General features: G+C 62.6%; 24 protein-coding genes and 1 tRNA gene. 18 read left to right on the top strand and 7 right to left on the bottom strand.

The features are described 5' to 3' along the window. Positions 1–7 precede the first annotated feature (7 nt). The 9 genes from pstC to VII69_00520 are packed head-to-tail and all read left to right on the top strand — an operon-like array spanning position 8 to position 10,022. Complete coding sequence (pstC, locus tag VII69_00560) at positions 8–997, top strand: phosphate ABC transporter permease subunit PstC (protein HEY5093587.1); 990 nt, start codon at positions 8–10, stop codon at positions 995–997. Beyond that, positions 994–1,836: a phosphate ABC transporter permease PstA gene (gene pstA / locus VII69_00555; GenBank protein HEY5093586.1), complete on the top strand. Its 843-nt coding sequence runs from the start codon at positions 994–996 to the stop codon at positions 1,834–1,836. The genes pstC and pstA overlap by 4 nt, the downstream gene beginning before the upstream one ends. Positions 1,837–1,858: 22 nt before the next feature. Next, positions 1,859–2,635: a phosphate ABC transporter ATP-binding protein PstB gene (gene pstB / locus VII69_00550; protein ID HEY5093585.1), complete on the top strand. Its 777-nt coding sequence runs from the start codon at positions 1,859–1,861 to the stop codon at positions 2,633–2,635. A gap of 40 nt (positions 2,636–2,675) precedes the next feature. Further along, positions 2,676–5,066, top strand: a complete 2,391-nt coding sequence (locus VII69_00545; GenBank protein HEY5093584.1) for a bifunctional YncE family protein/alkaline phosphatase family protein — start codon at positions 2,676–2,678, stop codon at positions 5,064–5,066. A gap of 57 nt (positions 5,067–5,123) precedes the next feature. Then, the gene (locus VII69_00540; GenBank protein ID HEY5093583.1) at positions 5,124–5,951 is read left to right on the top strand and encodes an ABC transporter permease subunit; all 828 of its coding nucleotides are present in this window, start codon (positions 5,124–5,126) and stop codon (positions 5,949–5,951) included. Continuing rightward, on the top strand, positions 5,942–6,658 hold the full coding sequence (locus VII69_00535; protein HEY5093582.1) for a hypothetical protein: 717 nt from the start codon (positions 5,942–5,944) through the stop codon (positions 6,656–6,658). The genes VII69_00540 and VII69_00535 overlap by 10 nt, the downstream gene beginning before the upstream one ends. Further along, positions 6,655–7,434 (top strand): ATP-binding cassette domain-containing protein, encoded by a 780-nt coding sequence (locus tag VII69_00530; GenBank protein ID HEY5093581.1) that lies wholly within the window; start codon positions 6,655–6,657, stop codon positions 7,432–7,434. The genes VII69_00535 and VII69_00530 overlap by 4 nt, the downstream gene beginning before the upstream one ends. Before the next feature lie 11 nt (positions 7,435–7,445). After that, the gene (locus VII69_00525; GenBank protein ID HEY5093580.1) at positions 7,446–8,846 is read left to right on the top strand and encodes a cystathionine beta-synthase; all 1,401 of its coding nucleotides are present in this window, start codon (positions 7,446–7,448) and stop codon (positions 8,844–8,846) included. 15 nt (positions 8,847–8,861) lie between these two features. Continuing rightward, complete coding sequence (locus VII69_00520; GenBank protein ID HEY5093579.1) at positions 8,862–10,022, top strand: cystathionine gamma-synthase; 1,161 nt, start codon at positions 8,862–8,864, stop codon at positions 10,020–10,022. A 205-nt stretch (positions 10,023–10,227) separates the two neighbouring features. On the opposite strand, the gene VII69_00515 is transcribed toward VII69_00520, so the two are convergent. Both VII69_00515 and VII69_00510 read right to left on the bottom strand, forming a co-directional pair. Continuing rightward, positions 10,228–11,007 carry an IclR family transcriptional regulator gene (locus VII69_00515; GenBank protein HEY5093578.1) on the bottom strand — a complete coding sequence of 260 codons (780 nt, stop codon included), beginning with the start codon at positions 11,005–11,007 and terminating at the stop codon, positions 10,228–10,230. 203 nt (positions 11,008–11,210) lie between these two features. Beyond that, entirely contained in the window at positions 11,211–11,690 is a 480-nt protein-coding gene (locus VII69_00510; protein HEY5093577.1) for a hypothetical protein, read from the bottom strand. Between the two features lie 97 nt (positions 11,691–11,787). On the opposite strand from VII69_00510, the gene VII69_00505 reads away from it, so the two are divergent. From VII69_00505 to VII69_00490, 4 genes are read left to right on the top strand one after another with little or no spacing between them, the layout of a single operon-like run. After that, complete coding sequence (locus tag VII69_00505) at positions 11,788–13,242, top strand: TldD/PmbA family protein (protein HEY5093576.1); 1,455 nt, start codon at positions 11,788–11,790, stop codon at positions 13,240–13,242. Continuing rightward, a complete protein-coding gene (locus tag VII69_00500) occupies positions 13,232–14,575 on the top strand; it encodes a TldD/PmbA family protein (protein ID HEY5093575.1) in 1,344 nt (447 codons plus the stop codon). Before VII69_00505 ends, VII69_00500 begins: the two co-directional genes overlap by 11 nt. After that, complete coding sequence (locus VII69_00495) at positions 14,576–15,889, top strand: hypothetical protein (GenBank protein HEY5093574.1); 1,314 nt, start codon at positions 14,576–14,578, stop codon at positions 15,887–15,889. Then, positions 15,886–17,853, top strand: coding sequence for a protease pro-enzyme activation domain-containing protein (locus tag VII69_00490; protein ID HEY5093573.1), 1,968 nt, complete (start codon positions 15,886–15,888; stop codon positions 17,851–17,853). Before VII69_00495 ends, VII69_00490 begins: the two co-directional genes overlap by 4 nt. 163 nt (positions 17,854–18,016) lie before the next feature. Here VII69_00490 and VII69_00485 read toward each other — a convergent pair whose 3' ends face one another. From VII69_00485 to VII69_00470, 4 genes are all read right to left on the bottom strand, one after another. Then, positions 18,017–18,472, bottom strand: a complete 456-nt coding sequence (locus VII69_00485; GenBank protein HEY5093572.1) for a hypothetical protein — start codon at positions 18,470–18,472, stop codon at positions 18,017–18,019. A 293-nt stretch (positions 18,473–18,765) separates the two neighbouring features. After that, on the bottom strand, positions 18,766–19,278 hold the full coding sequence (locus VII69_00480) for a hypothetical protein (GenBank protein ID HEY5093571.1): 513 nt from the start codon (positions 19,276–19,278) through the stop codon (positions 18,766–18,768). A 37-nt stretch (positions 19,279–19,315) separates the two neighbouring features. Continuing rightward, positions 19,316–20,482, bottom strand: coding sequence for an N-methyl-L-tryptophan oxidase (gene solA / locus VII69_00475; GenBank protein ID HEY5093570.1), 1,167 nt, complete (start codon positions 20,480–20,482; stop codon positions 19,316–19,318). Then, positions 20,482–21,606, bottom strand: a complete 1,125-nt coding sequence (locus VII69_00470; GenBank protein ID HEY5093569.1) for an aromatic ring-hydroxylating dioxygenase subunit alpha — start codon at positions 21,604–21,606, stop codon at positions 20,482–20,484. The genes solA and VII69_00470 overlap by 1 nt, the downstream gene beginning before the upstream one ends. Positions 21,607–21,699: 93 nt before the next feature. Between VII69_00470 and VII69_00465 the strand changes: the two genes are divergently transcribed. The 4 genes from VII69_00465 (at position 21,700) to VII69_00450 (ending at position 24,797) form a co-directional block, all read left to right on the top strand. Continuing rightward, a tRNA-Leu gene (locus VII69_00465) sits at positions 21,700–21,786 on the top strand. Between the two features lie 257 nt (positions 21,787–22,043). Continuing rightward, positions 22,044–23,321 carry a Glu/Leu/Phe/Val dehydrogenase gene (locus VII69_00460; GenBank protein HEY5093568.1) on the top strand — a complete coding sequence of 426 codons (1,278 nt, stop codon included), beginning with the start codon at positions 22,044–22,046 and terminating at the stop codon, positions 23,319–23,321. Positions 23,322–23,396: 75 nt separating this feature from the next. Further along, positions 23,397–24,302 (top strand): NAD(P)-dependent oxidoreductase, encoded by a 906-nt coding sequence (locus tag VII69_00455; GenBank protein ID HEY5093567.1) that lies wholly within the window; start codon positions 23,397–23,399, stop codon positions 24,300–24,302. Positions 24,303–24,350: 48 nt separating this feature from the next. Continuing rightward, complete coding sequence (locus VII69_00450; GenBank protein ID HEY5093566.1) at positions 24,351–24,797, top strand: hypothetical protein; 447 nt, start codon at positions 24,351–24,353, stop codon at positions 24,795–24,797. Between the two features lie 109 nt (positions 24,798–24,906). Here VII69_00450 and VII69_00445 read toward each other — a convergent pair whose 3' ends face one another. Continuing rightward, positions 24,907–25,704, bottom strand: coding sequence for an alpha/beta hydrolase (locus VII69_00445; GenBank protein ID HEY5093565.1), 798 nt, complete (start codon positions 25,702–25,704; stop codon positions 24,907–24,909). On the opposite strand from VII69_00445, the gene egtD reads away from it, so the two are divergent. Then, the gene (gene egtD / locus VII69_00440) at positions 25,703–26,695 is read left to right on the top strand and encodes an L-histidine N(alpha)-methyltransferase (protein ID HEY5093564.1); all 993 of its coding nucleotides are present in this window, start codon (positions 25,703–25,705) and stop codon (positions 26,693–26,695) included. The genes VII69_00445 and egtD overlap by 2 nt on opposite strands. Positions 26,696–26,757: the final 62 nt, after the last annotated feature.

Here is a 26,757-nt window from a genome sequence, read left to right as displayed (position 1 = left end):
GAGCGTCGTGTCGCAGCAAAGCGTCGACATAGCCCCCATATCCATACCCGTCGCGCGGCCGCGTATGCTGCGCGCTTCCACGCGCGTCGGCGATCGCGCGTTTGGCGCCGCCGTCCACGCTGCCGCATGGGTCGTGCTGCTCGTCGTGGCCGGTTTGTTCGTCGTCCTTTTCGTTTCGGCGTGGCCGGCGCTGTCCACAGTTCCGATTTCGTCGATCGCGAATTTCACGTGGGATCCGACCGACGGCAAGTACGGCGTCCTTCCATTCGTGTTCGGCACCGTCGTCACGTCGGCGATCGCGCTGTTGATCGCGGGGCCGATCGGCATCGCGTGCGCGCTGTTCCTTTCAGAGCTCGCGTCGCGCCGGCTCGCGGGTCCGCTTGGGATGCTGGTGGAGTTGCTCGCGGCGGTGCCGAGCGTGGTCTACGGTCTGTGGGGCCTGTTCGTGCTCGCGCCGGTGATGCGCACCACGGTCGAACCTTTCTTGAGCAAAACACTGGGATTCTTGCCGCAATTCCAAGGACCGATCTACGGCGTCGGCATGCTCACCGGCGGCGTCTTGCTCTCGATCATGATCTTGCCTACCGTCGCGGCGATATCGCGCGACGTGTTCACGGCCGTGCCCATCGATCAGCGCGAAGCCATGCTCGCGCTGGGCGCCACGAAGTGGGAAGTGCTTTCCAAAGCCGTGCTGCCTTACGCCCGCTCGGGCGTCATCGGCGCGCTCGTGCTGGCTCTTGGCCGCGCGCTCGGCGAAGCGATGGCGGTCGTGATGGTGATCGGCAACAAGCCGGCCATCGCCGCTTCTCTCTTCGCGCCGGGCTACACGATGGCGAGCGTCCTCGCACTCGAATTCACTGAAGCAACCGGACGGCAATACGTCGCGATGCTCATCGAAGTCGGTTTGCTTTTGTTCGTGTTGAGCATCGTCATCAACGTCATCGCGCGCACGCTCGTCTGGAGCGTCGCCTCGGGCCCGAGAGCGGGTCGCAAGTGAAGGGTCTCGCCGCGCGCCGCGCTTATAGCGCGTTCATGGTGGGCGTCGCGGGATTTTGCACGCTGCTCGCCGCCGGTGTGCTCGCGGCCGTGATCTTTTACGTCGTCGAGAACGGAATAGGGGCATTGACGCCCGCGTTCTTCACAAGATTGCCTGCGCCCATCGGCGTGCCGGGCGGCGGCATCGCGAATGCGATTCTCGGTTCGATGGAGATCATCGCCGTCGCATCGCTTGGTGCCGTGCCCGTCGGCGTCATGGCGGGCATTTACCTCGCCCTCTTCGGCCGCGGCAAGACCGCCATGGCCGTTCGATTCTTGAGCGACGTCCTCACCGGAGTCCCCTCGATCGCCATCGGCGTCTTCGCATACGCGCTCGTCGTATTGCCGAGCAAGCACTTCTCGGCGCTCTCGGCGTCCGTCGCGCTGGCGGTCATCATGCTGCCCATCGTGGTGCGCACCACCGAAGAGGCGGTGCGCCTCGTGCCGTACACGATCCGTGAAGGCGCGTTGGCGCTTGGCATTCCCTCATGGAAGGCGGTCCTGCTCGTCACCGTGCCTTGCGCGCGACCCGGCATCGTCACCGGCGTCTTGTTGGCGGTGGCGCGTGTCGCCGGCGAGTCGGCGCCGTTGCTGTTCACCGCGTTCGGCAGCTCGTTCTGGAGCCGGGGCATCAATTCGCAGACCGCCGCGCTTCCGCTCATCATCTTCCAATACGCGATCTCGCCGTACAAAGACTGGCAGCAAGCCGCCTGGGGTGGTGCGCTCGTTTTGATCTTACTCGTCTTCGCGCTGAATCTGATCGCGCGTTTGGCGTTTCCAGCCCGCACCACCGCCCGCTGATGCGTGCACTGACGAAGTCCGAATGAAGACCGAACTCCGCACGCATTCGCTCAACGCCTACTATGGCAAGCATCTCGCAGTTCGCGGCGTCACCATCCGCTTCGAGCCGAACGCCATCACCGCGCTCATCGGTCCATCCGGCTGTGGCAAGTCCACGCTCTTGCGGTGTCTGAACCGCATGCATGAGGTGGTGCCGAACACGCGCGTCGAGGGCGAAGTGCTGCTCGACGACGCGAATCTGTACGATCCGGGTGTCGATCCCACCGCGCTGCGGCGCAGGATCGGCATGGTTTTTCAGCGCCCGAATCCGTTTCCCACCATGTCCATCAAGGAAAACGTGCTCGCCGGCGTCCGCCTGGCCGGCAACATCTCCGATCGCAGTTCGCTCGACAGCATCGCCGAACATAGCCTGCGTCTCTCTGCGCTCTGGGACGAAGTCAAAGACAAATTGCACCAGCCCGGCACTTCGCTTTCGGGCGGGCAGCAGCAGCGGCTCTGCATCGCACGCGCGCTCGCGGTGGAGCCCGACGTGCTGCTCATGGACGAACCTGCGTCGGCACTTGACCCGATCTCAACCATGAAGATCGAAGAGCTCATGCGCGACCTGAAGAAGACCTACACGATCATCATCGTCACGCACAACATGCAGCAGGCCGCGCGTTGCTCGGACTACACCGGCTTCATGCTTGCTGCAGAAGCCGCGCCCGGCGAACTCGTGGAGTTCGGCGAATCATCGCGGATGTTCACCACACCGAAGGACAACCGCACCGAGGACTACATCACCGGTAGATTCGGGTAGACCCATCACTCATCGCGTTGAAAGTCGGATGTTGATGCACATGCGCACCATTCTTGCCGCGACAGCGTGCGCGGCCGCGATCGTAACCGCCGGCCATTCGGGGGCGGCGGCATACTCTCTCCTTCCCGATGGCAGATCGGTGACTCCCATCGGTTTCACGATTCCCGTCGAGGGCTTTGCGTCGTCCGAGGCGATGTCGCCCGACGGCAAATGGATCGCCGTGCTTTCCCAGGATGGCGGCGCGGTCGACGTCATCGCCGTCGGCGAAGACGCGCGGCAAGTCGACCGTCTGTCCGTGCCGTTTGCTACCGGCATGGCGTGGACCATCGACGGCATCTTCGTGACGCGCGGCTACACGGGTTTGGTCTCGCGTTTCTCGTACGACGCTGCCGATTCGACGGACGCTCCGGTATTCGCAAAGCGTCCGGATATCCGGCTCGGCGGCCTGGTCAACGGTGTCGCCGATGATCCCGGATCGCACGATCTCATCGTCGCGCGCACGGCACAGCGCGAAGTCGACGTCGTCAACGACAAGAGCGGCGCTGTCATCCAGCGCCTCAAAGCCAGCGGGCAGCCGTTCGATGTCGCCGTTTCCGGCGGCATGCTCATCGCGACGATCTACGATAGCGGCCACGTCGACGCATGGGCCGAGGGCACGTCGAGCCCCGTTGAGATCCAGACCGGCCCGCATCCGACCAGACTGCTGGTCGATCGCGATCGCGTCTTTGTCGCCGACGCGGATGGTCATGACGTCGCGCAAATCGATATCGCCTCGCGCAAAGTCACGCGCCATCTCGACCTTTTCCTGGCCGCGGACCCGTTCGCCGGCCAGACGCCGTCGGGCATGGCGGTCTCGAGCGATCGTACGACGTTATTCGTCGCGGAGTCCGGCTTCAACGATGTCGCGATCGTCGATCTTGCGAGCGGCGGCGTGATCGGCAGGATCCCCACCGGATGGTATCCGATGAGCGTGCTCTTCCGCGGGCAATCCACGATCGACGACGATCCCAGAGACAAGCCGCAGTTGTGGATACTCAGTGCGCAGGGACTTGGCACCCAGCCCGATCCGGGATCCGAATGGAACGGCTGGTACACGGGATTCGTGCAACATCTGGTCGTGGAACCCAAGCGCTTTGCGCAATGGACCGATACGGTGGCGAGCGATAACCATTTCGCGGTCGCCGCACCCGCGCCAAGCCAGCTCCCGGCGATCAAGCACGTCGTCTTCATCGTTCAAGAAAACAAGCACTTCGACGAGGAATTCGGCGACGAACCGCAAGCCGACGCCGATCCCGCGCTGCTGCTCTACGGCAAGAAGTACACGCCGAATGCGCACGCCCTGGCCGAACGGTATACATTGTTCGACAACTTCATGGGCAACGGCCAGGCGAGCATCTACGGACACGCGTGGGCCACGCAAGGCATGGCAAACGACTATCACGTGCGCAACGCCCACACGCCCGATGATCTCGCAACGCCGAAAGACCGGCGCGTCGCTTATTCGATCTGGCCGTACGCCGTCGCCGGCGAAGACTCCGTCACCGTGCAGCAGATGGACTTCGATTGGTTTCGCGATCTCGCCGATCTGCCGAAGGGACCGCGAGTCAACGTGAGCGCCGTGTTCGGACCGCGCGGCGAACTGATCGACGAATTGCAACGCAAAAGTGTTTCGTTTCGCGTCTACGGCGAGCAGATGACCATGAATGCGGACGGCAAGATCGCGCCTGGGTTGGCCAGCCATGCCGATCAGTTGTATCCAGGCGCGCACATCGACTTCGCCGTGCTCGACACGGCGCGCGCGAAACTTTTCCTCGACGACGTGAACGCCCACGGTCTGGCTTCGTATTCGTACCTGACGCTGCCAACCGATCACACGGCGGGCACCAAAGCCGGATTTTACACGCCGGCTTCCTATGTGGCTAGCAACGACGCCGCGCTCGGACAGATCGTCGAAGGGCTATCGAAACGGCCGGAATGGCGCGACACCGTCGTCTTTGTGACCACCGACGATCCGCAAGGAAGCGGTGACCACGTGGACTCGCATCGCCAACCCGCGTTTGTCATCGGGCCATACGTGCGCCAAGGCTACGTGGACCACACGCACTACAGCATCCCGAGCATCTTGCGCACGGTCGAGGTGCTCTACGGCCTGGATCCGTTGAACATGTACGACGCCGCAGCACCGCCGATGCTCGATGCGTTTGCGGCGCAGCCTTCCGTCGCACCATATGCAGCGTTGCCATCGAACATAGCGATGAAAATGAATCCGGGCAAGGCCGCAAGCATGTCGTTCTTGCTTGACGGGCCGGATTCGGCGGCGATACCCGAACAAGAATGGCGATCGATTCGCGGCGCGCGGTCGCTTGTGGCGCACCGCGAGTATCTTCGCCGTATCGGCAAGGTAGTTGTTGCGCAGTATGACGACCGGTAACCGCGCCGCCCGATAGTCAAAGGGTCCCCGCGTGAAGGCCGCCGAACGCGGACTTATATGACCGGGTTCGGCACGCGGGTCATCATGACGGCGGGCAGGCTGTGCGCCTGGCTTGTCGTCGCCGTACCGGTTGCCGTCGTGGGCGTGATCGCGTTTGCCGCGATGGAAGTGCGCGATCGCCCGGCCGACATTTCATACGCGGCGCCGGTCGCGATGACGATCACGATCGCTGCGCTGGCCGCAGGCCTTGGGGCATCGATCGGTGCGGCGCTCGCGTTCGTCAGCGAAGAATTCGGGCAGCCGTGGCTCAATCGTGTGGCCCGGCTTTTTATCGCGGGCTTGCGCGCGGTTCCGCCCATCGTGTGGGGCGGTCTTGGCTGGGCGATCATCATCCCGACCGCGTTCGGCCGGCCCGGCAGTCATGCCGCGCCGCCGGAGTGGCAAGTCGTTTCCGTGGCCGTGATGATGCTGACGCTGATGCTTATCGCGCCGGCGTTCGGCGCCACCATGCACGCGCTTCATCGTATCCCGGTTGTCACGCGCGAGGGCGCCGCCGCAGCCGGTGCTGCGCGCCCGCTCATCGCGGTCGCCGTTTTGCTCCCGCTCGTCGCCCGCACGTTGTGGGCAGCGATGTCGCTTGGTTTTGCGCGCGCCGCCGGCGAGGCATCGGCCGTGACGCTGATCTTTCTTGCGCTTGCCTTTGGTCAGCGGCCGCTCGGCGCAGTCTTGGTCGGCGCCAGTCTTCACGGCGTTTCTGCCTCCGGCTCGAACGAAACGCTCGTACTGCTCGGACAAGCGTCGGCCGCAGGTCTCGTCTTGATCGCGTTGGGATTCGCCGCAGTCAGCGCCGCGAATAGATTCGACCGGCACATCGCATGGACGTGACCGTGGAGCTTGCGACCATGTCGCTTTCCGACGGCATCGGCGTGACGTTCGCCGCGGTAGGCCTTGCGCTGCCCGTCACCATGTTGATCGCGCTGCTCGCGGCGCTGTCCGTGGCTGCTAAAGCATCGGGTGCGGCCGGGCCGCTCGTCCGTTCGGCCGGAAGAAGCGGACGCGCGGTGCCGCCGGTCGTCACGGGCTGTGCCGTCGCAGTCGTCGCGCTGCTCACGGGCACGACCAACATCGGGCTCGTCGCGGCTGCCGCGATGTGCGCGGTCTGCCTTCCCACGGCGACGACCGCGCTCGTCGAGACTTTCACGTCGCCGGAGGCCCGGCAACGGTTGTACGCGGCCATCGCAGCCGGCGCTTCGCCGCACTACGTCGCGCTCGTCGTCCATCTGCGCGCCTCGATTCGGAGCGTCGTCGCGATCGCATTGCGCACGGCGGCGCGCATGAGCGTCGATACGAGCGTGATCGTCGTCGCGCTTGCAGGCGCTGGAAGCGCGGAGCGGGCCGCAGCGAGCGCGCCGTCCTCGCCCGACATCTCATACTTGCCGTTCGCGGCCGGCCAATTCTTCGCGGCTGCAATCCAGCCGGCATCGCACGTCGTGCTGTTGCGCGCGGCAACGCTCGTGGTGCTCGTCCTCGTATTCCATGCCGCCGCCCGGTGGCTCGAGGGCGAGCCGTACCGCTCGTTGTCCGTCCGATGACGCCGGTCCGCACCGCCGGCCAAGAGGCAAAGCTCGCTCTTGCCGATCTCCGGGTGACGCGCGGCGGCATGGAGGCCTTGCGTGGGATCACGTTCACGCTGCCGGCCGCCACGTCGCTCTCCGTAATCGGCGGCGCCGGGTCTGGCAAGTCCGTGCTCTTGCGCGCGATGTGCAGAATGCTCGACCTCGACCGGGAGTGGCACGTTTCCGGCAGTGTGAAGGTGGACGGGGAAGAAATTCTCGGCGATGGCATCGACGTCGCCCGGGTGCGGCGCCGTCTCGGCCTTGTGTTTTCGCAGCCGGCCGTCTTGCCGATGTCGGTATTCGAAAATGTCGTTTTCGGTTTGCGAGCGATGGGAGTACGAGAGCAGCACGCGCTCGAAGAAGCCTACGAGCGTTCGATGAGACGCGTCATGTTGTGGGAACAGCTCGGGAGACAACCGGCCAAACAGCCCGGCGATCTCTCGGCCGAGGTTCGCCAGCGGCTATGCATCGCGCGGGCGATCGCGTTGGAACCCGAAGCGCTGTTGCTCGACGAGCCATGCGCCGCGTTGGATCCGGTGGCGACACAGACGCTCGAGGATATGCTATCGCGATTGCGGCGCGAGTGCACGCTTGTCTTGGCGACCAATAATCTGCAGCAGGCGGCGCGTTTGTCGGATGTGACATGTTATCTCGAACGTGGCGATGTCGTCGAGATCGGCGACACGCCGGCGTTGTTCAGCCGACCATCGGATGTCCGTACGGAAGATTTTCTCGCCGGCCGCGTTAGTTAAGGAGCGCTCACGTGAAAACCGAACCGATGCAATCGGCGTTAGGTCCATTGCGCGATGACGGCATGCGCTACTACGATTCGGCGCTCGATGTCGTCGGGCGGACCCCGCTCGTGCGGCTGCGGCGCGTTATGGACGGTGCGCCGTGCATGGTGCTCGCAAAAGTCGAGTATGTGAATCCCGGCGGGTCGGTCAAAGACCGGCCTTCGCTTGCGATGATCCGCGACGCCGAAGAACGCGGATTGCTCAAGCCCGGCGGCACGATCGTGGAAGCGACCTCAGGCAACACCGGATCGGCGCTCGCGATGGTGGCCGCCATCAAAGGTTATCGCTGCATTCTCGTGATGCCGGACAAAGTGAGCGACGAAAAAGTCTCGCTGCTCAAAGCATACGGCGCCGAAGTCGTGATCACGCCGACGAAGGCGCCGGCCAGCAGCCCGGAGTCGTACTACGGCGTATCGGCCAAACTCGCTGCCGAGATCAACGGCGCGTTTCAGCCGAATCAATTCGCAAACGCGGTGAATCCGCTCGCGCACGAACAGACCACCGGGCCCGAGATCTGGGAGCAGACGGCCGGCAAGATCACGCACTACGTCGGCGGGCTCGGCACAGGCGGCACGATCTCCGGCATCTCGCATTTCCTCAAAAGAATGAATCCGGCCATCGTGATCGTCGGCGCGGACCCGGAAGGCTCGATCTACTCCGGCGACACCGCCAAGTCGTATAAGGTCGAAGGGATAGGCGAGGACTTCTTGCCGGCCACCGTCGACTTGAAAGCCATCGATCGGATGGAGCGCGTCTCCGACAAAGACTCGTTTCTGATGGCGCGCCGCATTTGCCGCGAGGAAGGCTTGCTTGTCGGCGGATCTTCGGGCACGGCTGCGGTCGCGGCGAAGCGAGTCGCTTCCGAACTGCCAGCCGATGCCGTCATGGTGGTGCTGCTGCCGGACAGCGGCCGCGGCTATATGTCGAAGATATTCAACGACGAATGGATGCGCGCCAACGGCTTCATCGGCGAGGAGGGGCGCGCAGCGACCATCGGCGAGGTGCTGCGAGCGAAAGGACTCATCCCGCAGTTGATCACGCTCTCGCCGACCGATTCGGTGCGGCGCGCGGTGGAATTGATGCGCGAATTTCAGATCTCGCAGATCCCGGTCTTCGATCACGGCGAGATCGTGGGATCGATCAACGAAGTCTCGGTCATGCAGATGGTCTACGACAGATCCGATGTCGTGCACAGCGAAGTGCGCGACGTCATGGGCCGGCCGTTTGCCGTCCTCGACGATCGCGAGCCGGTGGAGCATGCGTACAAGGCGCTCTCGCTCGGACACGCGGCCGTCATCGTTGCCCATCTGGGCGCCCCCATCGGCGTGATCACGAAGATGGACATCATCAACTATCTCTCTGGAGCATAAAGGCGAACTAATCTCATGGAATTTGCGACGAAAGCCATCCACGTCGGTCAGGGCGCGGAAGCGGTCACCGGTGCCACGATCGTGCCGATCTTCCAGACGTCCACCTACACACAAGCTGCGCCGGGCGAACACAAAGGCTTCGACTACTCGCGCACGGTGAACCCGACGCGCGTCGCTCTCGAGCAGTGTCTCGCATCGCTCGAAAACGCGACGTACGGGTCGTGCTTCTCCTCGGGCATGGCGGCGACCGCGGCGGTGATGAACATCTTGTCGGCCGGCGATCACGTCGTCGTGGGCGACGATTTGTACGGCGGTACGTTCCGTCTCTTCGACAAAGTGCTCAAGCGGTACGGAATGACGTTTGATTACGTGGATGCGTCGGTGACGGCCAACGTCGACGATGCCATCAAGTCGGCCACGAAAATGGTCTGGCTTGAAACCCCAACGAATCCACTTCTGAAACTTTGCGATCTAAAAGCCATCGCCGGGGTGTGCCGGGCCCGCAGCGTGCTGATGGCTGTGGACAACACGTTTGCCACACCGTTCTTGCAAAACCCGCTGGACTTCGGAGCGGACATCGTCGTGCATTCAACGACGAAGTATATCGGCGGTCATTCGGATACCGTCGGCGGCTTCGCGGCGACGAACAAGAAAGAATTGCACGAGATCATCAAGTTCCACCAAAACGCGGTCGGCGGTGTGCCCGGGCCGTTCGATTGCTTCCTCACGTTGCGCGGCGTGAAGACGCTGGCTATCCGCATGCGCGAGCACGAGCGGCACGCGCGCGCGGTGGCGGCGTTCTTGCACGGGCATCCGGACGTGGAGCGCGTGTTTTATCCAGGTTTACCCGACCACCCCCAGCACGATCTTGCGAAGCAGCAGATGCGGGGCTTTGGCGGTATGGTTTCCTTCGAACTCAAAGGCGGCGCTGCGCGCGCGCGCGCGTTCGCTTCATCGGTGCGCATTTTCTCACTCGCTGAGAGTCTCGGCGGCGTCGAATCGCTCTTGTGCCATCCGGTTTCGATGACCCACGGATCCATCCCCAAGGAGATGCGCGAGATGCGCGGCGTCACCGAGAACTTGCTGCGCTTCTCAGTCGGCATCGAGGCGGAGTCGGACATCATCGCGGACATCGAACACGCGCTGGCTTTGTCGCGCGACGTCGTCCACCGGTAAAATCTTATTGTAGGAGGGCATCTGTACTAGGGCAACCGTACTAGGGCAAGCATCGCTTGCCCCTTTTTTTATCTATCTGTACGAGGGCAAGCATCGCTTGCCCCAAACAACAAATTGGTGTTGACGACGACTCTGTGGGGCCGACCTTTATGGTCGGCCGAGCCGATGCGTCACTCGTACTAGGGCAAGCACCGCTTGCCCCGGCTTATAAAAGCGCCCCGATCTCGCGCGCCGCAATTGCCACCGATTTCGCTATCTCGTCCAGCGCAGCATCATCGATATGCCGCGCGAAGCCGGCAACCCAAAGCGCGCCAACAGGTTCGTCATCGGGACCGACGATCGCCGCCGCCGCCGCGCGCATGCCATCCACGTACTCATCCACATCGATCGCGAATCCGCGTTCGTCTGCCCGGCGCACCGCAGCGCGATAGCGCTGGTTGTCGGTCAGCGTGCGGCGGGTGAAGCGCGGCAACTCCCGGCCGGCGAGAAATGCGTCGCGGCGTACCTCGGGCCACGCCGCAAGCAACGCTTTTCCAACCGCGCCGGCGAGGAGCGGAATCGAAGAGCCGACCCGCGCAGACACCGACATCGCGAGCGGCCCGTGAACCATGTCGACGATCGTCACCGCGTCTCGATGAGGGATGCCGAGAAACGACGTCTGGCCGGTTGTGCCGGCGAGCGCTTCCAACTTCGGTCTGGCCAGCGCACGGAGATCGACGCCCCCCGCCGATCGAGAAGCCAACAAGTGCAATCCTCGGCCGATGCGATAGCGCCGACTGCCGTTGCCGGCTTCGATCATGCCGAGAGCAGCTAGGGTCGTCAGCAATCCGTGAACGGTGCTCTTGCCGATGTCGAGACGTCGGGCCAGTTCCGATACGCCCAGCGGCTCGACGGAGTCGGCCAGCGCCTCAAGAACTCGAAACGCTTTGACGACGGCCGGCACGAGCGCGTGCTCCGATTTGTCGGCGAGAGCTACCGCTGGCATGCCGTTCTCCTGGGTGAACATCGTCGCGGGGTTGGCGAGCTAATTGACATGCGCCTGCTCGGTTCGGCCGACCAACAAGGTCGTCCCCACAAAGAGAGCGGCGCCGACATGAAATGTGGGGCCGATGTTTATCATCGGCCGGCCGACCATGAAGGTCGGCCCCACAGATGGGCAAGCGATGCTTGCCCTCCCACAGGGTCTGGCTACAGGTCCTCGATCCAACCCGCGTTTTTAGCCGCAAGGAGCAGGTAGCGCATCTGCAATTCGATGCGCGCGGGATCGTCGATGAGGCGGTCGTCTTGCAGCGCGCGTATCACGGTGTTGCGACGTATCACGTGCTCGCCTTCGATTGGCTTCGGATTGTTGAATCGCTCGCGCAACGTGATGCGCATCATCGCCCGCACGCCACCTTCATTCAGGAAGAACAGGGGATCGAGGCCCATCGCGTAGTCGACGTCGGTGAACATGCCGCATCGATGGAGAAAATCAAGCGGATCGAGCTTGAGTGCCAAGCACAGACGCGCCATGTCACCGATCTTCGGTGCCTCGCTGCCGTCCGCGAGTATGGCGTTCACATCGGCAACTTCGAGACCAGCCGCAGCAGCCGCCGCCTCGACAGACAACGACTGTTCACGGAACAATTCGGCCAGTCCGGCCGCGAATCGGGAGGTTCGCTCGCTCATCCGTCGCGGGATTCGCGGGGTGCCGCAAGGTCGCCCTCCGAAGCGCGCATAATCCAAGCTATCCACCACAAACAGCGAATCGTTTCCGGAGGTATTCGTGCTTTTTGAATCCGAAGCGCAGGCGGCGATGGACACTGCCGTCGCGCGAGGCGCAGTCTATGCCGACGTGCGGTTCGGCATCGTGCGCGACGAGCATCTCGAGGTGCGCAACGGCGTTGTCAATGGCTTCAGCGATTCGGAGAGCCGCGGTTTCTCCGTTCGCGCGCTGGTAGATGGCGCGTGGGGGTTTGCATCGAGCGCGTCGATGGACAAACGCGAGGTCGACCGCATCGCCGCGCTGGCCGTCGAGGTTGCGCGAGCGAGCGCGACGGTTAAAGCCGAAGGCATCGAATTGCTGCCTGCCGGCAAACAGGTCGGCACATTCAAGACGCCGTTTGAAATCGATCCAAACGACGTTTCGGTGGACGAGCGCATCAAGTTCCTTCTCGACGTCGAAGCCGAAGTGCGAGCGGCCAAGGGCGTCACAGTCGGGCGCGCGTGGATGGACGCCTGGCGCACGACGAAAGAATTCGCGAGCACGGAAGGCAGCCGCATCTCGCAAGAATTGCTGCAGTGCGGCAGTGCGTGCGAGGCGCTCGCGGTGGGCGAAGGCGACGTCCAAGACCGTCTTTTTCCCGGCACGTGCGGATTGTATCAAACGGGCGGATACGAGATCGTCAAGAAAGCCGACCTGCCTTCTAACGCGCGCCGCATCGGACAAGAAGCGGTCGCGCTGCTCACAGCCGAGCAGTGTCCGAGCGGCACGATGGACGTCATACTCTCGGGCGATCAAGTATCGCTGCAGATCCACGAATCCATCGGCCACGCGCTCGAGCTCGACCGCGTGCTCGGATGGGAAGCGAATTTTTCCGGCACCTCGTTCGCCACGCTCGACAAATTAGGCAACTTCAAATATGGCAGCCCGATCGTGAATGTGGTCTGCGACATGACGTGCCCGCTCGCATTCGCCACGCACGGGTTTGACGATGAAGGCACGCCGGCCGCGTCTGTCTATCTCATCAAAGACGGCATTCTCGTCGGCTACATGGCCGGTCGCGACACGGCCATGGCGGCCAACGTCGACCTGTGCGGCTGCGTGCGCGCAGAGTACTGGGGCCGCCTGCCGATGATCCGCATCGGCAACGTGAATCTGCAGCACGGCACGACGCCCGAAGCCGAACTTTTCGACGGCATCAAAAACGGCGTCTACATGGAGAGCAATCGGTCGTGGTCCATCGATGACAAGCGCCTGAACTTTCAGTTCGGGTGTCAGCTTGGTTACGAGATCAAGAACGGCAAGAAGGGGAAGATGCTCAAGAATCCCACGTACGCAGGCATGACCCCGAAATTCTGGGGCTCGTGCGATGCGATCGGCGACAAGAATTCATGGGTCGCGTGGGGCACGCCGAACTGCGGCAAGGGTGAACCCATGCAGACCGCGCGCTCGTGCCAAGCCGCGTCGCCGGCGCGCTTCCGCAACGTCGACGTCGGGGTGGTCGGCTATGACCGCTGATCTTGCCACCGACCGCGCCGCGGCCGACGCCGTTCTCGATATCGCGCTCGAAGAATCGAAGGCCGACGAGACCGAAGTCATCCTCACTTCCCAAAATCTCGCGCTCTCGCGCATCACGCATAACGTCATCCACGAGAATCTCATCGAGCGCGACCGCAGCATCAACATCCGCGTCGTCGTTCAAAACCGCGTCGGAGTCGCGTCCACGAACGAACTCGACCGGGAAGGCATACGGACCGCGGTGGCACGCGCGATCGAGATCGCGCGCGTCTCGCCGGCCGACGAAGAATTTCCGGGCTTACCAAGCTCGGGCCCCGCGACGCACGCCATGGAGTGGGCATACGACGAGCAGACGGCGGCGTTGACGCCGGCCGCGCGCGCCGCTGCGGTCGCCGACATCGTCAAGGTCATGGTAGGCCACAAGCTCACCGCCGCCGGCTACGTGTCCACGAGCAGCGGCAGCGTCGCGATCGCCAACACGAAGGGGATCAAGCAATTCTTTCGCTCGACCGACTCCGCCATCAACATCAAGGCGATGGGCGACGACTCGAGCGGCTATGCCGAAGGCTATTCACGCCGCTTTTCAGATCTGAACGCGGCGCGTCTTGGCGAAACGGCGGCCAGCAGAGCGGCTGCGGGCCGCAATCCCGGATCGGTCGAGCCGGGCGAGTATACCGTGATCTTGGAGCCGCCGGCGTTTCGCGAATATCTCGGCTACCTCTCATGGACGGGATTCGGCGCGATGCCGTTCTCGGAAGGCTCGTCATTCATGACCGGCCGCATCGGCGATCGACTCATGGGCGACAACATCACGATCGGCGACGATTTCGCGCATCCATCCGGCGCGGGCATGCCGTTCGACTTTGAAGGCGTAGCGCGCCAGCCTGTCACCCTCATCGACAAAGGCGTCGCAAGCGGCGTCGTCTACGATTCCTACTACGCGGCCAAGCTGAAGCACGCGAACACCGGCCATGCTCTGCCTGCGCCAAACACCTTTGGCCCATTGCCGCTGAACATAGTGCTGACGCCTGGCACGAAGAGCGCTGACGATCTCATACGTGAGACCAAACGCGGTCTGCTCGTGTGCCGCACGTGGTATATCCGCCTCGTCGACAAGCTTCAAACCATCATCACCGGCATGACGCGCGACGGATTCTTTCTCATCGAGGACGGTCAGATCGTGCGCGGATTGCGAAACATGCGCTTCAATGAATCGATCGTCGGCGCGCTCGGCCGCTGCGAGCTGGCGAAAGATCTCGTCCGGTCGGAAAGTCACGTGCTGCCCGCCTGCCGGATCGAAGGGTTCCGCTTTTCGAGTGGCACCACGTTTTAGGTGAGGATCTATCCGGGCGCCATGCTCGGCGCGGCTCTGCTGCTCGCGCTTGCCGCGTGCGGCGGCGGCTCCGGCTCCACGACGCCCGGACCCAATCCGAGACCGTCGCCCGGCGGATCCTCTCGCCCGGCACAAAACGGCGACACCTTTCACTATAACGGCACGCTCATCGAAACTTTTTGGCGTCCGGCGCAGCCGGGTCCGTCCAATGCTCCGTCGCCAGTGCCGACGAGCACGACGAGTTGGACGGTCGACAACGTCGCGACCGTCAAGACGAACACGACATTTCACGGCACGACCGGGCTGACCGACTTTGGCGAGACCGAAGTCGATGCGGGTTTGCAAACCATCACGACGCTCACCGATGACTACTTCCAATTTCCCTCCGGCGGCGCCGGGCCACTCATCGAGAACGGCTATCAATCGCTCGACAGCAATTTCGTCTTGAACGACGTGCAGCGCGGTGCGGGCAACGGCGTGGTGGACATGCTGCCTGAGACCGGCGGCAGCACGTGGACCAATAACGCACGGCTGACGACGGCCGAAACAGATCCCGATGGCCAGACCTCAAACCGGCTCGTAAACGACGACGGCTCGTACAGTGAGACCGACAGCTTCCCAGATGGCACATCCTCATCGGCGTTTTCGAACGCGGATGGCTCAGGATTGTACAAAGTTCTGAAAGGCTCGCCGATCGAGACCGACTACACCTACGCCGCGCCCGCAGGCGGCCAAATCGCGATCACGGTCACCGAGCCCGGCGCGTCGCCGCAGCCCTCCCCGATCGTCTTCACCGTGCCGGATTGGCTGCCCGCCGGCGGATTGGCAAGCGATGCATACTTGGACAATGGTCTCGTGACTATTCCGGCGGCGTGCGTGCTGCCCGTCACGTTTGGCGCGCAAGGCAGCGACATCGCCGAGCACCACACTTCGGTAGACCCGATATTCGGTACCGTAGACAATACGGTCGTGCACACGTACGTCGTGCAGGGCCGCGGCGTCGCGTGCGTCACGCGTGCCGATGTGCTGACCGCGTTCTACGACTTCAGTGGCCAGAACGGCCTCGCGTTTTTCGAGGGTAAGCCGATACAATTCACAGTCATCGACGAGACCATCGGCCTGCAAAGCGAAACGGTGCTCGCGAGTGGCGAACGTCGACCGGCCCAACTGGTCGCGCGCGGCGCAGCCCGTTTGGTGGACGCAGTACGCATGCATTCGGCAAAAACGATGCAGACCACGGTGCGGCGCGCACGCGCGGCCGATACCCGTCCATTCAGCGCGCGGTCATCCGCCCGTAGAACGCACCCATCATGACAACGCCTCGGATCGCGGCAGCATTGGTCGCGGCGATCGGCCTCGGCGCCTTTTCAACGCTCGCGTCCGCGGCGTCCTCAGTGACGTTGCCCGTTGCGCACCGGGTGATATCCGGGCCGGCGCTGGGCATTCAATACGATTCAGATGCGCTTGCCGGCGCGCGCTTCACCGGCCGCGCGCATCTGGGCACGCTTGGCATAGACGTGATCGTTCCCTTGCGCGATGAACAAGGGCTGCTCGATTTTGCAAGGCTCGTGAACGATCCGTCGTCGCCGGTATACCGGCACTTCCTCACGCCGGCACAGATCGGTGATAGCTTCGGCGCCGCGCTATCGGACTACAACGGTGCTTTCAACTATTTCGCCAAAGCAGGACTCGCCGTGCAGAGCTGGCCGCAACGCGGTGCGCTGCGCATATTCGGCGGCCAAGCTCGCTTAGAGGCGGCGCTTCATACGTCGTTTGGCGTCTATACCACCGGGAACCGGACGTTCTTCGCACCGATGTACAAACCGACGGTCGACGCAGGCGTGCACATCGCAGGGGTCGCGCGAATCGTCACGCGCCGCAGACTGCACAACCCGATGATCGTCGTGACGCCGCCGATCCACGTCGCGGGCGGCCTAGGCAACAACTTGCTTTTAGGCTACTCACCTTGGCAGCTTGCGAGCGCCTTCGACTACACGGGTGCGTACAACACCGGCATAACCGGCCGCGGCATCACGATTGGGATCATCGGCACCGGGCCGATGTCGACGGCGGACGTTCCGGCATATCGCGGGCTGTACGCGGTCCCCGGAACCGGCACGGTGAAACAGGTGAACGTGACCACCGTCTGTCCGGTGTGCAGCACCGGGCTGCAAACGCCGCCGCCGGTGACGCCGCCTTGTCAGCAGACGGATCCGCCCGATTATAACGTCTGCAATCCGGAAGACATCGAAGCGCAACTCGACACCGAGCAGTCGTCCAGTTTGGCGCGCGATGCAAGCGTGCTCTTCTACCTCGCCTACAATCCGAATGAATGCTACACCGCCGGACGGTGCACGAACGATCCGCCCACGCCGGCGCTCGGCATCGGCGAGGTCGACGACGAATTGCAGCAAGCCATCGCGGACAATGCGGCCGACGTCGTCAGCCTCAGTGCCGGCGGCGGAGAGCCGGACATCGCGTCGCCAAACAATCCGATCTTGCACCCGGACGGGACCGGACTCGAACCCGACGAGTTCGCCATGCTCGCCGCTGAAGGAATCGCGACGTTCTTGGCGTCCGGCGATACCGGTGCGGAAGGTTGCCAAAGCGACGGCGTCCGCGCGACGCAAGACTTGCTGTGCGTCTCTTATCCGGCCAGCGATACGAACGTGAGCGCAGTCGGCGGCACCACGACGCCGATCTTGCCGGACGGCCGCCTCGGTGGGCCGATCACGGCATGGGGAGTGCAGACCGGCTTGCTCGGGAGCCGCGGCGCCACAGGCGGCGGTCTGTCGGTCGTGTTCGCGCGGCCTGGATATCAGAACGCGCTCACCGGAATCGTCGGCACGGCGCGCGGCGTTCCCGATATCGCGCTCAACGCCGATCTGATCACCGGCGATGCGGTCGTGATCGACGCATTCGATCCGAACTCTGTGGCGCTCGGTGCCGTGGGCGGCACGAGCGCGGCTGCGCCCGATGCAGCGGCGATGTGGGCGCTGGTCTTGCAGGCGTGCAGACTCAATTCGCAATGCGGGTTTGGGCCATCGTCGCATCCATACCGGCTCGGCAATCCAAACGTGATATTTTACAAGCTCTATGGTTTGCCGAGCTACGCGCAGACAGTCTATGATGTCACGTACGGCAATAACGCCGTATTCAACTTGACCAACCCGAATCAGCTCGATCCCGGCTACAATGCGCTGACCGGCTACGATCTCACAACGGGGATCGGCGTGCCGTTCGGGAGCGCGCTCGTGAAAGTGGTCACCGGGATCTAAGCGATTTCTTAGTGCGTCCCTCCGCGAGGGCGAGCCAAGCCGCCAGCGTTGCGAGCTTCTCGTCTTGACGCCAGGGCGAGCCCAGTGGCCGGCCCAGTTCGTTCAACGTTCGTCGCAATTGTTCCGAGCTTATCCCGAACACCGCGGACCCGATCTCGAGCGCCTACTTTTCCACGATTCCCGAAACCTGCAATCCTAAATGCCGGCTTGCGACATTGAGCGCCTCGCGGAAAAATTTACCTTCCGCCGTGTGCAACATGGGATGCGACGCGAGCGCCGCGGCAAGCGTGGCAGGCGAACGTCCGGAACCGAGCAGGTTGCCGCAGGCGACCACCACGTGACCACGATCGGACAAATCCTTGACGACCGCGCGAAGCTCTCGCTTTGCCATCGCGTTCGTGGCGCTGGTGCATAGCGCGATAAACCTTGCGGCGGCCGTCTTGTTCAGCTCTGCCGCCGCATGAAAAGGCTGCATGGAGCCCGGCGTCTCGGGATCGGCGAGCGCGATTCTTTTCCGCTCGATCACCGACGGTGCGTGGACCGGAACCTTGAGGGCGACCACCGTCGCCCATCCGGAATGGGCGCGAAATCCGAGCGTCGTGCGAATTCTCTTGCTCAACTCAGGTCTATCGTACGACCCGCAAAGAGCGTCACATATTTGGCGGTTTCCTGTAAGCAAGGTAGGTCCCGAGAATGACGGCCACGAGCGAAGTAACGGCGACATAGTCTAAAGCCACAGTGGTAGACGCAACCACTCCATCCAAATGCCGGGCCGCTTCCCTCGACAAGCGACGTAATAAAGAGCACCGCGCCCAAGCCCGCGAGTGAGCATCCGCGGGCCTCATCGCGAAACTTTAAGTCCGTTGGCGTCCTTTCGTTGACTCGTCGAAACGTTCTGGGCCGAAAATCTTTTTACGGCGACGGACTCGGCATGGGCTGCGGAGGCAATGGCTTGCGTGGCTCATTGGTGAGCATCGGTATCGGACGAACGAGCGGCGTGCGCACGCTTGTGGACATGCCGATCGATTGCGCGATCTTCAGCGCATCGTTTGCGACTGCGCTCGCGCCGCCGCACGTGAGATCGCCCGAACGCGAACCCTTCCACCACACGAACAACGATGAGCCGAACGACGAACTCTTCATGCAATCCGATGCGCCCCGAGCGGTCAGCGGCATGGCGGCTTGAGCGTCTTTGAAGAACTGTGCCGCGAGCGACGGTGGCAACTCGACCTTCGCGCGCCGCGATCCGTTGATGTACTCTGCGTCGCCTGACTGCTGCACGACGATGCGATAACCCAGCGTGTTGGTGGATCCGGTGTCCAAGATGACCGCCGAGTCCTTGGGCACCGGCAGATAAGGGACGAGCGGCGCGGCGGACGCCGCAGCGGGCGCCACGAGCAGGAGGGCGATAATCAGCTTCTTCATGACTGCGAAACGCTGGCCGAGGGGTTCACGTTTCGGATTATACCATATACGACTTCGGCGGATCGGTCATCGTCAGGATCTCACGGCCGGCGCCGAACGCGGCGATATCGCTTGGTGTCTTGCCGTCTGCGACTAGCTCGCCCAAAATGCGCCCGATGACCGACGCGAACTTAAACGCGTGTCCGGCGCCGATCGCAAACGAAATGTCGGGGTGGCCGGGAACGGTGTCGATCACAAAATCGCGATCCGGCGTAAGCGTATAGAGACACGTCTTCGTATAGATCACTGGACCGAGCGCCGACGGGAGATAACGCTGCAAGAACCCTTCGACGCGCGCGAAGTTTTCCGCATCAGGTTCGAAGGTTCGCGTGTCGGCGTCCACGGGTTTGCCGCCGGCGTCTTGCGCCACTTTCGGGCCGGCCTCGCCGAAAACGGGGAAGCCGTAGAACGACGGATCGTCCATCCAAATCCACACCGGAAACCGGCCGGGCGCGAACGCCGATGGATCGGGCGCCGCAAAATACGTCACCTGTTCTTTTGTGATCTCGAGCGACATGTGGATATCGAAATTGGCGAGCGCGCGATTGGTCCACGGACCTGCGGCGATCACAAGCTTGCCGCAGCGGTAGGTCGTGCCGCCGGCGCTGACCTCGATCTCGCCGCCGTGGTCGGTGATCCGCTCGACCGGCGCGTTGTCGCGCAAGACCGCGCCATGGGCACGCGCCATCTTGCGATGAGCATCGTTCGCTCGCGCCGCCATTGCGATGCCGCTCTCGGCTTGGAATAGCCCTTCGATGTCGTCGGTCAGCGTGAATTGCGGCCAACGCCGCATGATCTCGCGCGAATCGAGCCGCTCGAACGGCACGTCGCACGCCGTCATCGCGTCGGCGTAGCCTTGCAGCGGAATCGCCCCCGCGCGCGGGCCGAGATCCAAGCCGCCGGTCTTGAGCACGAGTTGCGATTCGCTTTCCGCTTCGAGAGTGGCCCACGATTCGTACGCCCGCTTCGCCAAACGGACGTAGTTCGGCGCATGATATGACAGCCGGATGATGCGCGAGTGGTCTTGCGACTCGCCGCGCACGTGGCCAAGTTCGAACTGTTCGAGTCCGAGCACCGTGACGGAGCCGCGCCTGGCCAACCAATACGCGGCGCCGCTGCCGATGCCGCCCAAGCCCAGGACGATGTAGTCGAAATCGCGCGCCACTAAGGGCCGAGCCGTTCGTTCACGTAGCGCCGGAGATCCAAGCTCCAGCGCTCCATCGGCGCGTAGTATCCATACTCCCACACGCGCGAGCCCATGCCGCGCTGCACGCTTTCGCAGATCTTCCAATCCTGGCGATTTGTGAGATCCCAAAACTCAACTGCGTCCGACGGGTCGAAGCTGGCTTTGCGTATCTCGTCGGGATGGAAGAGGAAGTCGCAGACGATCGTGGTCTCGAGCGGACCACGCGGAAAGACCGTGAAAGCTGCGACGTGATCGGCGGAGAGGCTCAGTAAGAAATTGGGATAGATCAGTTCGCCTTTGTGCCTCGTGCGTTCGTCGTCGTCGAGGCCGGCGAACAGCGCGCGGTCTGTCGTGCCGCTAAAGGTGAATGTGTACGCGCCTTCGCGATGGGGAATGCCGCGCTCCCAATCCAAGTCCGCCCCGCCTTTTTTCTTGAACGAAGGAACGAGCGCGGATAACTCCGGATGCACGCCGGCGCAGTGATAGCACTCGTTGTAATTCTCGAGCATCACTTTCCAGTTGGCTGCGATCTCGTACGTGATGGTGGCGCCGATGCGGAGCTCGGAAAGTGGATACCGCTTCAGCCGCTCGGGCACGCCTTCCAACTGCACGGCAAGCGTGCGTCCCTCGGCAGCCGCTGCTTCCGGTGTCAGATTCACGAAGACGAAGCCGCCCCAAACGTCGATGCCCACACGATGCAAGCCGAGCTCATCTTTGTGCAGGCCGTCCGCATCTTCGAGAAAAGGCGCGGTGCGCAAGCGGCCGTCGAATTCGTACGTCCACGAATGATATGGACAGCGGATGCCGCCTGCGAACGTGCCGCACGATTCTTCGGGGACGAGCCTGCTGCCGCGATGCCGGCAGACGTTGTAGTGCGCACGCAATGCGCCGTCCTTGCCTCGCACGATGATGACGCTTTCGCCGGCCACGCCGACACTTCGATAGTCACCCGGCACGGTGATCTGCTCGTCTCGGCATGCTAAGAACCAGTCGCGGAAAAAGATCCGTTCGCGCTCGCGGTTATAGATCGCGTCGTCGAAATAATATGCGCGCGGCAGAGTGCGCTCAAGACTGGCCGTATGAGGCCCGACGTGCGTATCCACGCACATTCGCTTACGGACGCAGCGGAGTGCGCCCTCTTTGGTCGGCGCGGCGGGGAAGGAGCGCTCCTAGGCTCTCCGAACATAAATGCTCGCGCCGAAGTGGCGAAATTGGCAGACGCGCAAGTTTCAGGTATTTGTGTCCGCAAGGACGTGCAGGTTCAAGTCCTGTCTTCGGCACCATCTCCTAACAAATGCTGGGTCGATCGCTCGTAGTATCGGCCGTCCCCTTATTAAAAGAAAATGAACCGACAGTTTGGGCCGCTTGATTGGGCCCGGCTATATCGGCATTAGGAAAATCGGCCCCATACGTCGTGGCGTCGCACACTGTGACGTCCGGCTGACGGGAAAACGGTCCCGCTCGCGCAGAAGCCTTGCGGCCCCGGCATGGATGCCGAGGCCGCATTGCTGTTGCGCTTCACAGCGCGAGGGGAGACTTCATGTCGTCAACGCTCGATCGATCCGCGGCGCAGGCGTCGCGCAACGTCTGGGAGATGGCGCAGGCGCAGTTGGACGATGTCGCCACGCTCATCGGTCTGGACTCCGGTATTCACGCGTATTTGCGCGTCCCCAAGAGAATCCTCACGGTTTCAGTGCCGTGCGAGATGAGCGACAGGTCGATCCGCGTGTTCGAAGGCTATCGCGTGCAGCACAACATGTCGCGCGGACCTGCGAAGGGCGGCATCCGGTTCCATCCCGACGTCACGCTCGACGAGGTCAAGGCCCTTGCGATGTGGATGTCTTGGAAATGCGCGCTGGTAAACATTCCGTTCGGCGGCGCAAAAGGCGGCATCATTTGCGATCCTAAAAATATGGACATGCGCGAGCTCGAACATCTCACGCGCCGTTATACGAGCGAGATCTCCATCATCATCGGCCCCGAGCGCGACATCCCCGCACCCGACGTCTATACCACGCCGCAGATCATGGCGTGGATCATGGATACGTTCTCCATGCTGCGCGGCTATTCGATTCCCGGCGTCGTCACGGGCAAGCCAATCGCGATCGGCGGATCGCTCGGCCGCGACAAAGCCACGGCGCGCGGGTGCATGTTCGTCGTCGACGAAGCGCTGAAAGAATTGGGCATGGAGCAAGCGGGCGCGCGCGTGGCCATTCAAGGTTTCGGCAACGCCGGATTGCACGCAGCCGAACTCATGCAAGACGCCGGGTACAAGATTGTCGCAGTGTCCGACAGCCACGGCGGCATCGCCAACGACAAGGGACTCGACGTCAAGAAACTCGTCGCATACAAAGCCGAAACCGGTTCGGTGACTGGCTTTAGCGGCGGCGCTGCGGCATCGAACAAAGACGTGCTTGAATACGAGTGCGAAGTGTTGATCCCGGCCGCGCTTGAGAAAGTCATCACCGCCGAGAACGCGCCGCGCATCCGCGCCAAAGTGGTTGCCGAAGCGGCGAACGGCCCCACCCTGCCCGAAGCAGACGACATCTTGTTCGATCGCGGCATCATGGTGCTGCCCGATATCTTGGCGAACGCCGGCGGCGTGACGGTTTCGTATTTCGAGTGGGTGCAAAACCTTCAGGAGAACTTCTGGGAGGAGAACGAGGTCAACGACCGCCTCAAGCGCATGATGGTCCGCGCGTTCCGCGACACCTACGATCGCGCGAAGCAGCACAAGATCAACATGCGTCGCGGTGCATACGTGTTGGCTGTCGGCCGCGTTGCGGAAGCCACCATGCTGCGCGGCGTGTATCCGTAGGGGCCACAAGGGGAAAGCGAACGGGGCGCGCCTAACCACAGCCGCCCCGACTTTGGGCGAGGAGGACATAACTGCATGGCGTCTTCTCCGAAGATCGGCGTTGTCGGCGTTGGACGGATGGGTTCCAACATCGCGCGCCGTTTGAAAGACACCGGCTTCAGCGTCGCTGCCGTGTACGATGCACGCCCTGAGTCGGCCGGCGCGCTCGCGGCGGAGATCGGCGCCGAGGCTGCGCGCACGCTGGCCAGAGTCACCGAACTTTCCGACGTCATCATCACGGTCGTCACCGACGACGCGGCCATGCGGAGCATCTTCGCGGAATCGGGCGCCTCGCTGTTGGACGGCGCCGCCGGCAAGGTTTTCATCAACTGCGCCACCATCACGCCCGATGTGCACGTCGAAGTCGAGACGCTCGCAAAGGCGCGCGGCGCGCAGTCGCTTGAAGCCTGCATGGCCAGCTCGATTTCGCAAGCCCGAGACGGCACGCTCTACCTCATGTGCGGCGGCGAACGATTGACGTTCGATCACGTCAAACCCATCCTCGACAAGATGAGCTCGTCGCTGCGCTATGTGGGACCGGCAGGCCGGGCCGCAAAAGTCAAAGCGCTTGTCAACATGGTCATGAACATCAACACCGCCGGGCTCGCCGAAGGACTTGGATTAGGCGAAGCCCTTGGATTGGATCTCACGATGCTCCGCGAAATATTCGCGCAGACCGGCGCCAATTCTCGGGTTTTGGAAACCGACGGCGAGGACATGCAAAACCACGATCATGCATGTTATTTCTCTGCCGCGCACGCGGCGAAGGATTCGGGGATCGCGCTCGAGCTCGGGCGCGAGGCCGAACTCGATCTTCCCGTCGCGGCCGCATCGAAACAGCAATTCGACGCGATGTGCGCGGCTGGGTTGGGAGAACTCGACAAATCGGGCATCGCAGAACTGACGTTCAAATCGCGGCGCGCCGTCGCGTCCAAGAACTGACGACGCATTTCGCTTCACTCGCTCTCTACTATTGGAGGTCTCTCTGAAATGGCTACCGCAACCGACACCAAATACATCCCCATCATCAGCTCGTCGACGGTCGGACCGCTCGGCGCCATGCACCTGCCGCGGCTATGGACGAAGCTCACACTCGGCAACGCGGGCATGTTGCCCGACGGCCATGACTATTGCGGCAAAGGCTTCGATCAGATGACGATCTCCGACTTGGGCCTCGAACGCGAGAAAGTGATCGAGTTCGTCAAGACCACGAAGCCCACGTACGTCCAATTCGAGGCCTGGGTAAAGGCCAACGGCAAGACCGATGCAGACACGATCAAGAAACACAACGACGCTGTGAAGGGTTATATCCACGGCGACGACACGGTCAAGCGCATCCAAGGCGACATCGGCTTGACCGGCTCGGACGTCAAAGACGCAGTGACGCTGAACATCCTCGAGGATCTTCACGACCTGCACGTGATGGCCGCGAAGTAACGAACGACCCTTTGTTTCTGAGGGCCATCGTACTAGGGCAAGCATCGCTTGCCCATTTTTTTGTTCCCGTACTAGGGTGAGCATCGCTCACCCCACCTTTTTAAGAGAACTATCTTTGACTATCTAGGAACGCCGTCAGATCCGCAACGAACCGTTCGAACGCGGTGCGATGCAGATTGTGGCCGTGATCGGGATATTCGTGCACCGTTACGTTCACGCCGCCGGTGGCACGCAGCACGGCTACATCGTCGTCGGACATGACCGATTCGCCCGGCTGCGCTGCGAATACGAGCAGCGGTTTAGGGTAGGCCGCAACGTCGCTGAGAATATTCCACCCGCCCTCTTCGACCCGGTTATCGCTGCCGAGGCGCGCGATGGGTTCGGCGGTCATGTGCCGCACGGCGTGCATCTTCCCTTCGACATCGATCGCCGGCCACTCCGCGAGACGGCCGCGCAGATCTTGCGCCAACTCGTCGAACGGTTTGGCGAAGTCGGTCTCGGCGTCATCCAAGTATTCGCGGCGCCACGTATCGGGCAAGACTCTGAGCACCGGATCGATTGCGACGACGGACTTCGCGAGCGAATCGAATCCTGCCAATATCACGATCGCGCCGCCCCACGAATGACCGACGAGCGCCGCGATATTGCCGTCGATGTGTCCGGCGACCGCGCGTAGATCTGCGACGCCGCGTGCGAGCGTCATCGGCCCGTTGAACTCGGTCGAATCGCCGTGCCCGCGTTGATCGTACGCACAAATGCGATAACGGCCGGCGAATGTTTCAGCCAAGCGGGTCCACGCTTTTCGAGAACTTGTCATCCCATGCACGCACAGCAGCGCGGGTTCGTCTTGGCCCCACGTCTCGAGCGTGGTCGACGCGCCGTCGTCGAAATTGATGAGCTTTTCCATGGCGGGCGCGGTTCGCGCGCGAAGCGCAGGGACCTCCAGCGCGGGCGCGCAAGGTGCCAGCGTGCCGTTTGCTCAGGATGTCAAAGCCGGGTTGTCGGCATCGCCGAAACGGCTCTTACCGAAATATTTCTACGATGATCTCGGTTCGTCGCTCTTCGACGCGATTTGCCTTCTTCCCGAATACTATCTCACGCGAGCCGAAGATGAGATCCTCGACCGTCACGCGCGCGAAATCGTCGACGCGGTCGGCTCTCCGATAGACCTCATCGAATTGGGCAGCGGCAGCGCGATCAAAACGCGCCGCATCATAAGCGCAGCGCTCGAACGCCAGCCCACACTTCGTTACCGGCCGATCGACATCTCGCCGTCGGCGTTAAAAGCTAGCTCTGAGGCGCTGTCGCGCGAATATCCGAATATCATGGTCGACGGCGTCGCCGCCGACTATCTCGAGGGCCTGAAGAGTATCTCGAGCAACGGCGACGTCCGCAGTATGGTCCTGTTCTTGGGCTCCAACATCGGCAATTTCGAACCGCACGACGCGGTCAACACCTTGCGCGCGGTGCACGAAGTGCTCAAAGACCGTGATGCGCTCTTGCTCGGCGCCGACTTGAAAAAGGATCGTGCGGTGCTCGAAGCGGCTTACGACGACTCTGAGGGTGTCACGGCGGCCTTTAATCTCAACGTGCTAGCGCGCATCAACCGCGAGTTGGGCGGAAAGTTCGACCTTCGGAAATTTGCACATCGGGCGCACTACAACGAAAGTCTCGGCCGGGTTGAAATGCATCTCGTCAGCCGGGAGGAGCAAACTGTGCCGATCGCGGCCCTTGGGATAGAAGTCCATTTCGATCGCGGCGAGACCATCCACACCGAATCGTCGTACAAGTACGATCGAGAACGGCTTGCCGATCTTGCCAGCCAGACCGGTTTTGAATTGACGAACACCTGGACCGACGCGGCCGGAATGTTCAGCAGCAACCTGCTCCGCGCCTAGTAAGTATCGTAGGAGGCAACTGTACTAGGGCAAGCATCGCTTGCCCAAAAAATGGGTGAGCG

The organism is Candidatus Eremiobacteraceae bacterium, assembly GCA_036511855.1.
GTDB lineage: Bacteria > Vulcanimicrobiota > Vulcanimicrobiia > Eremiobacterales > Eremiobacteraceae > JABCYQ01.
Note: the sequence above shows the minus strand (reverse complement) of the source record. Positions and strands in the feature narration are given on the sequence as shown.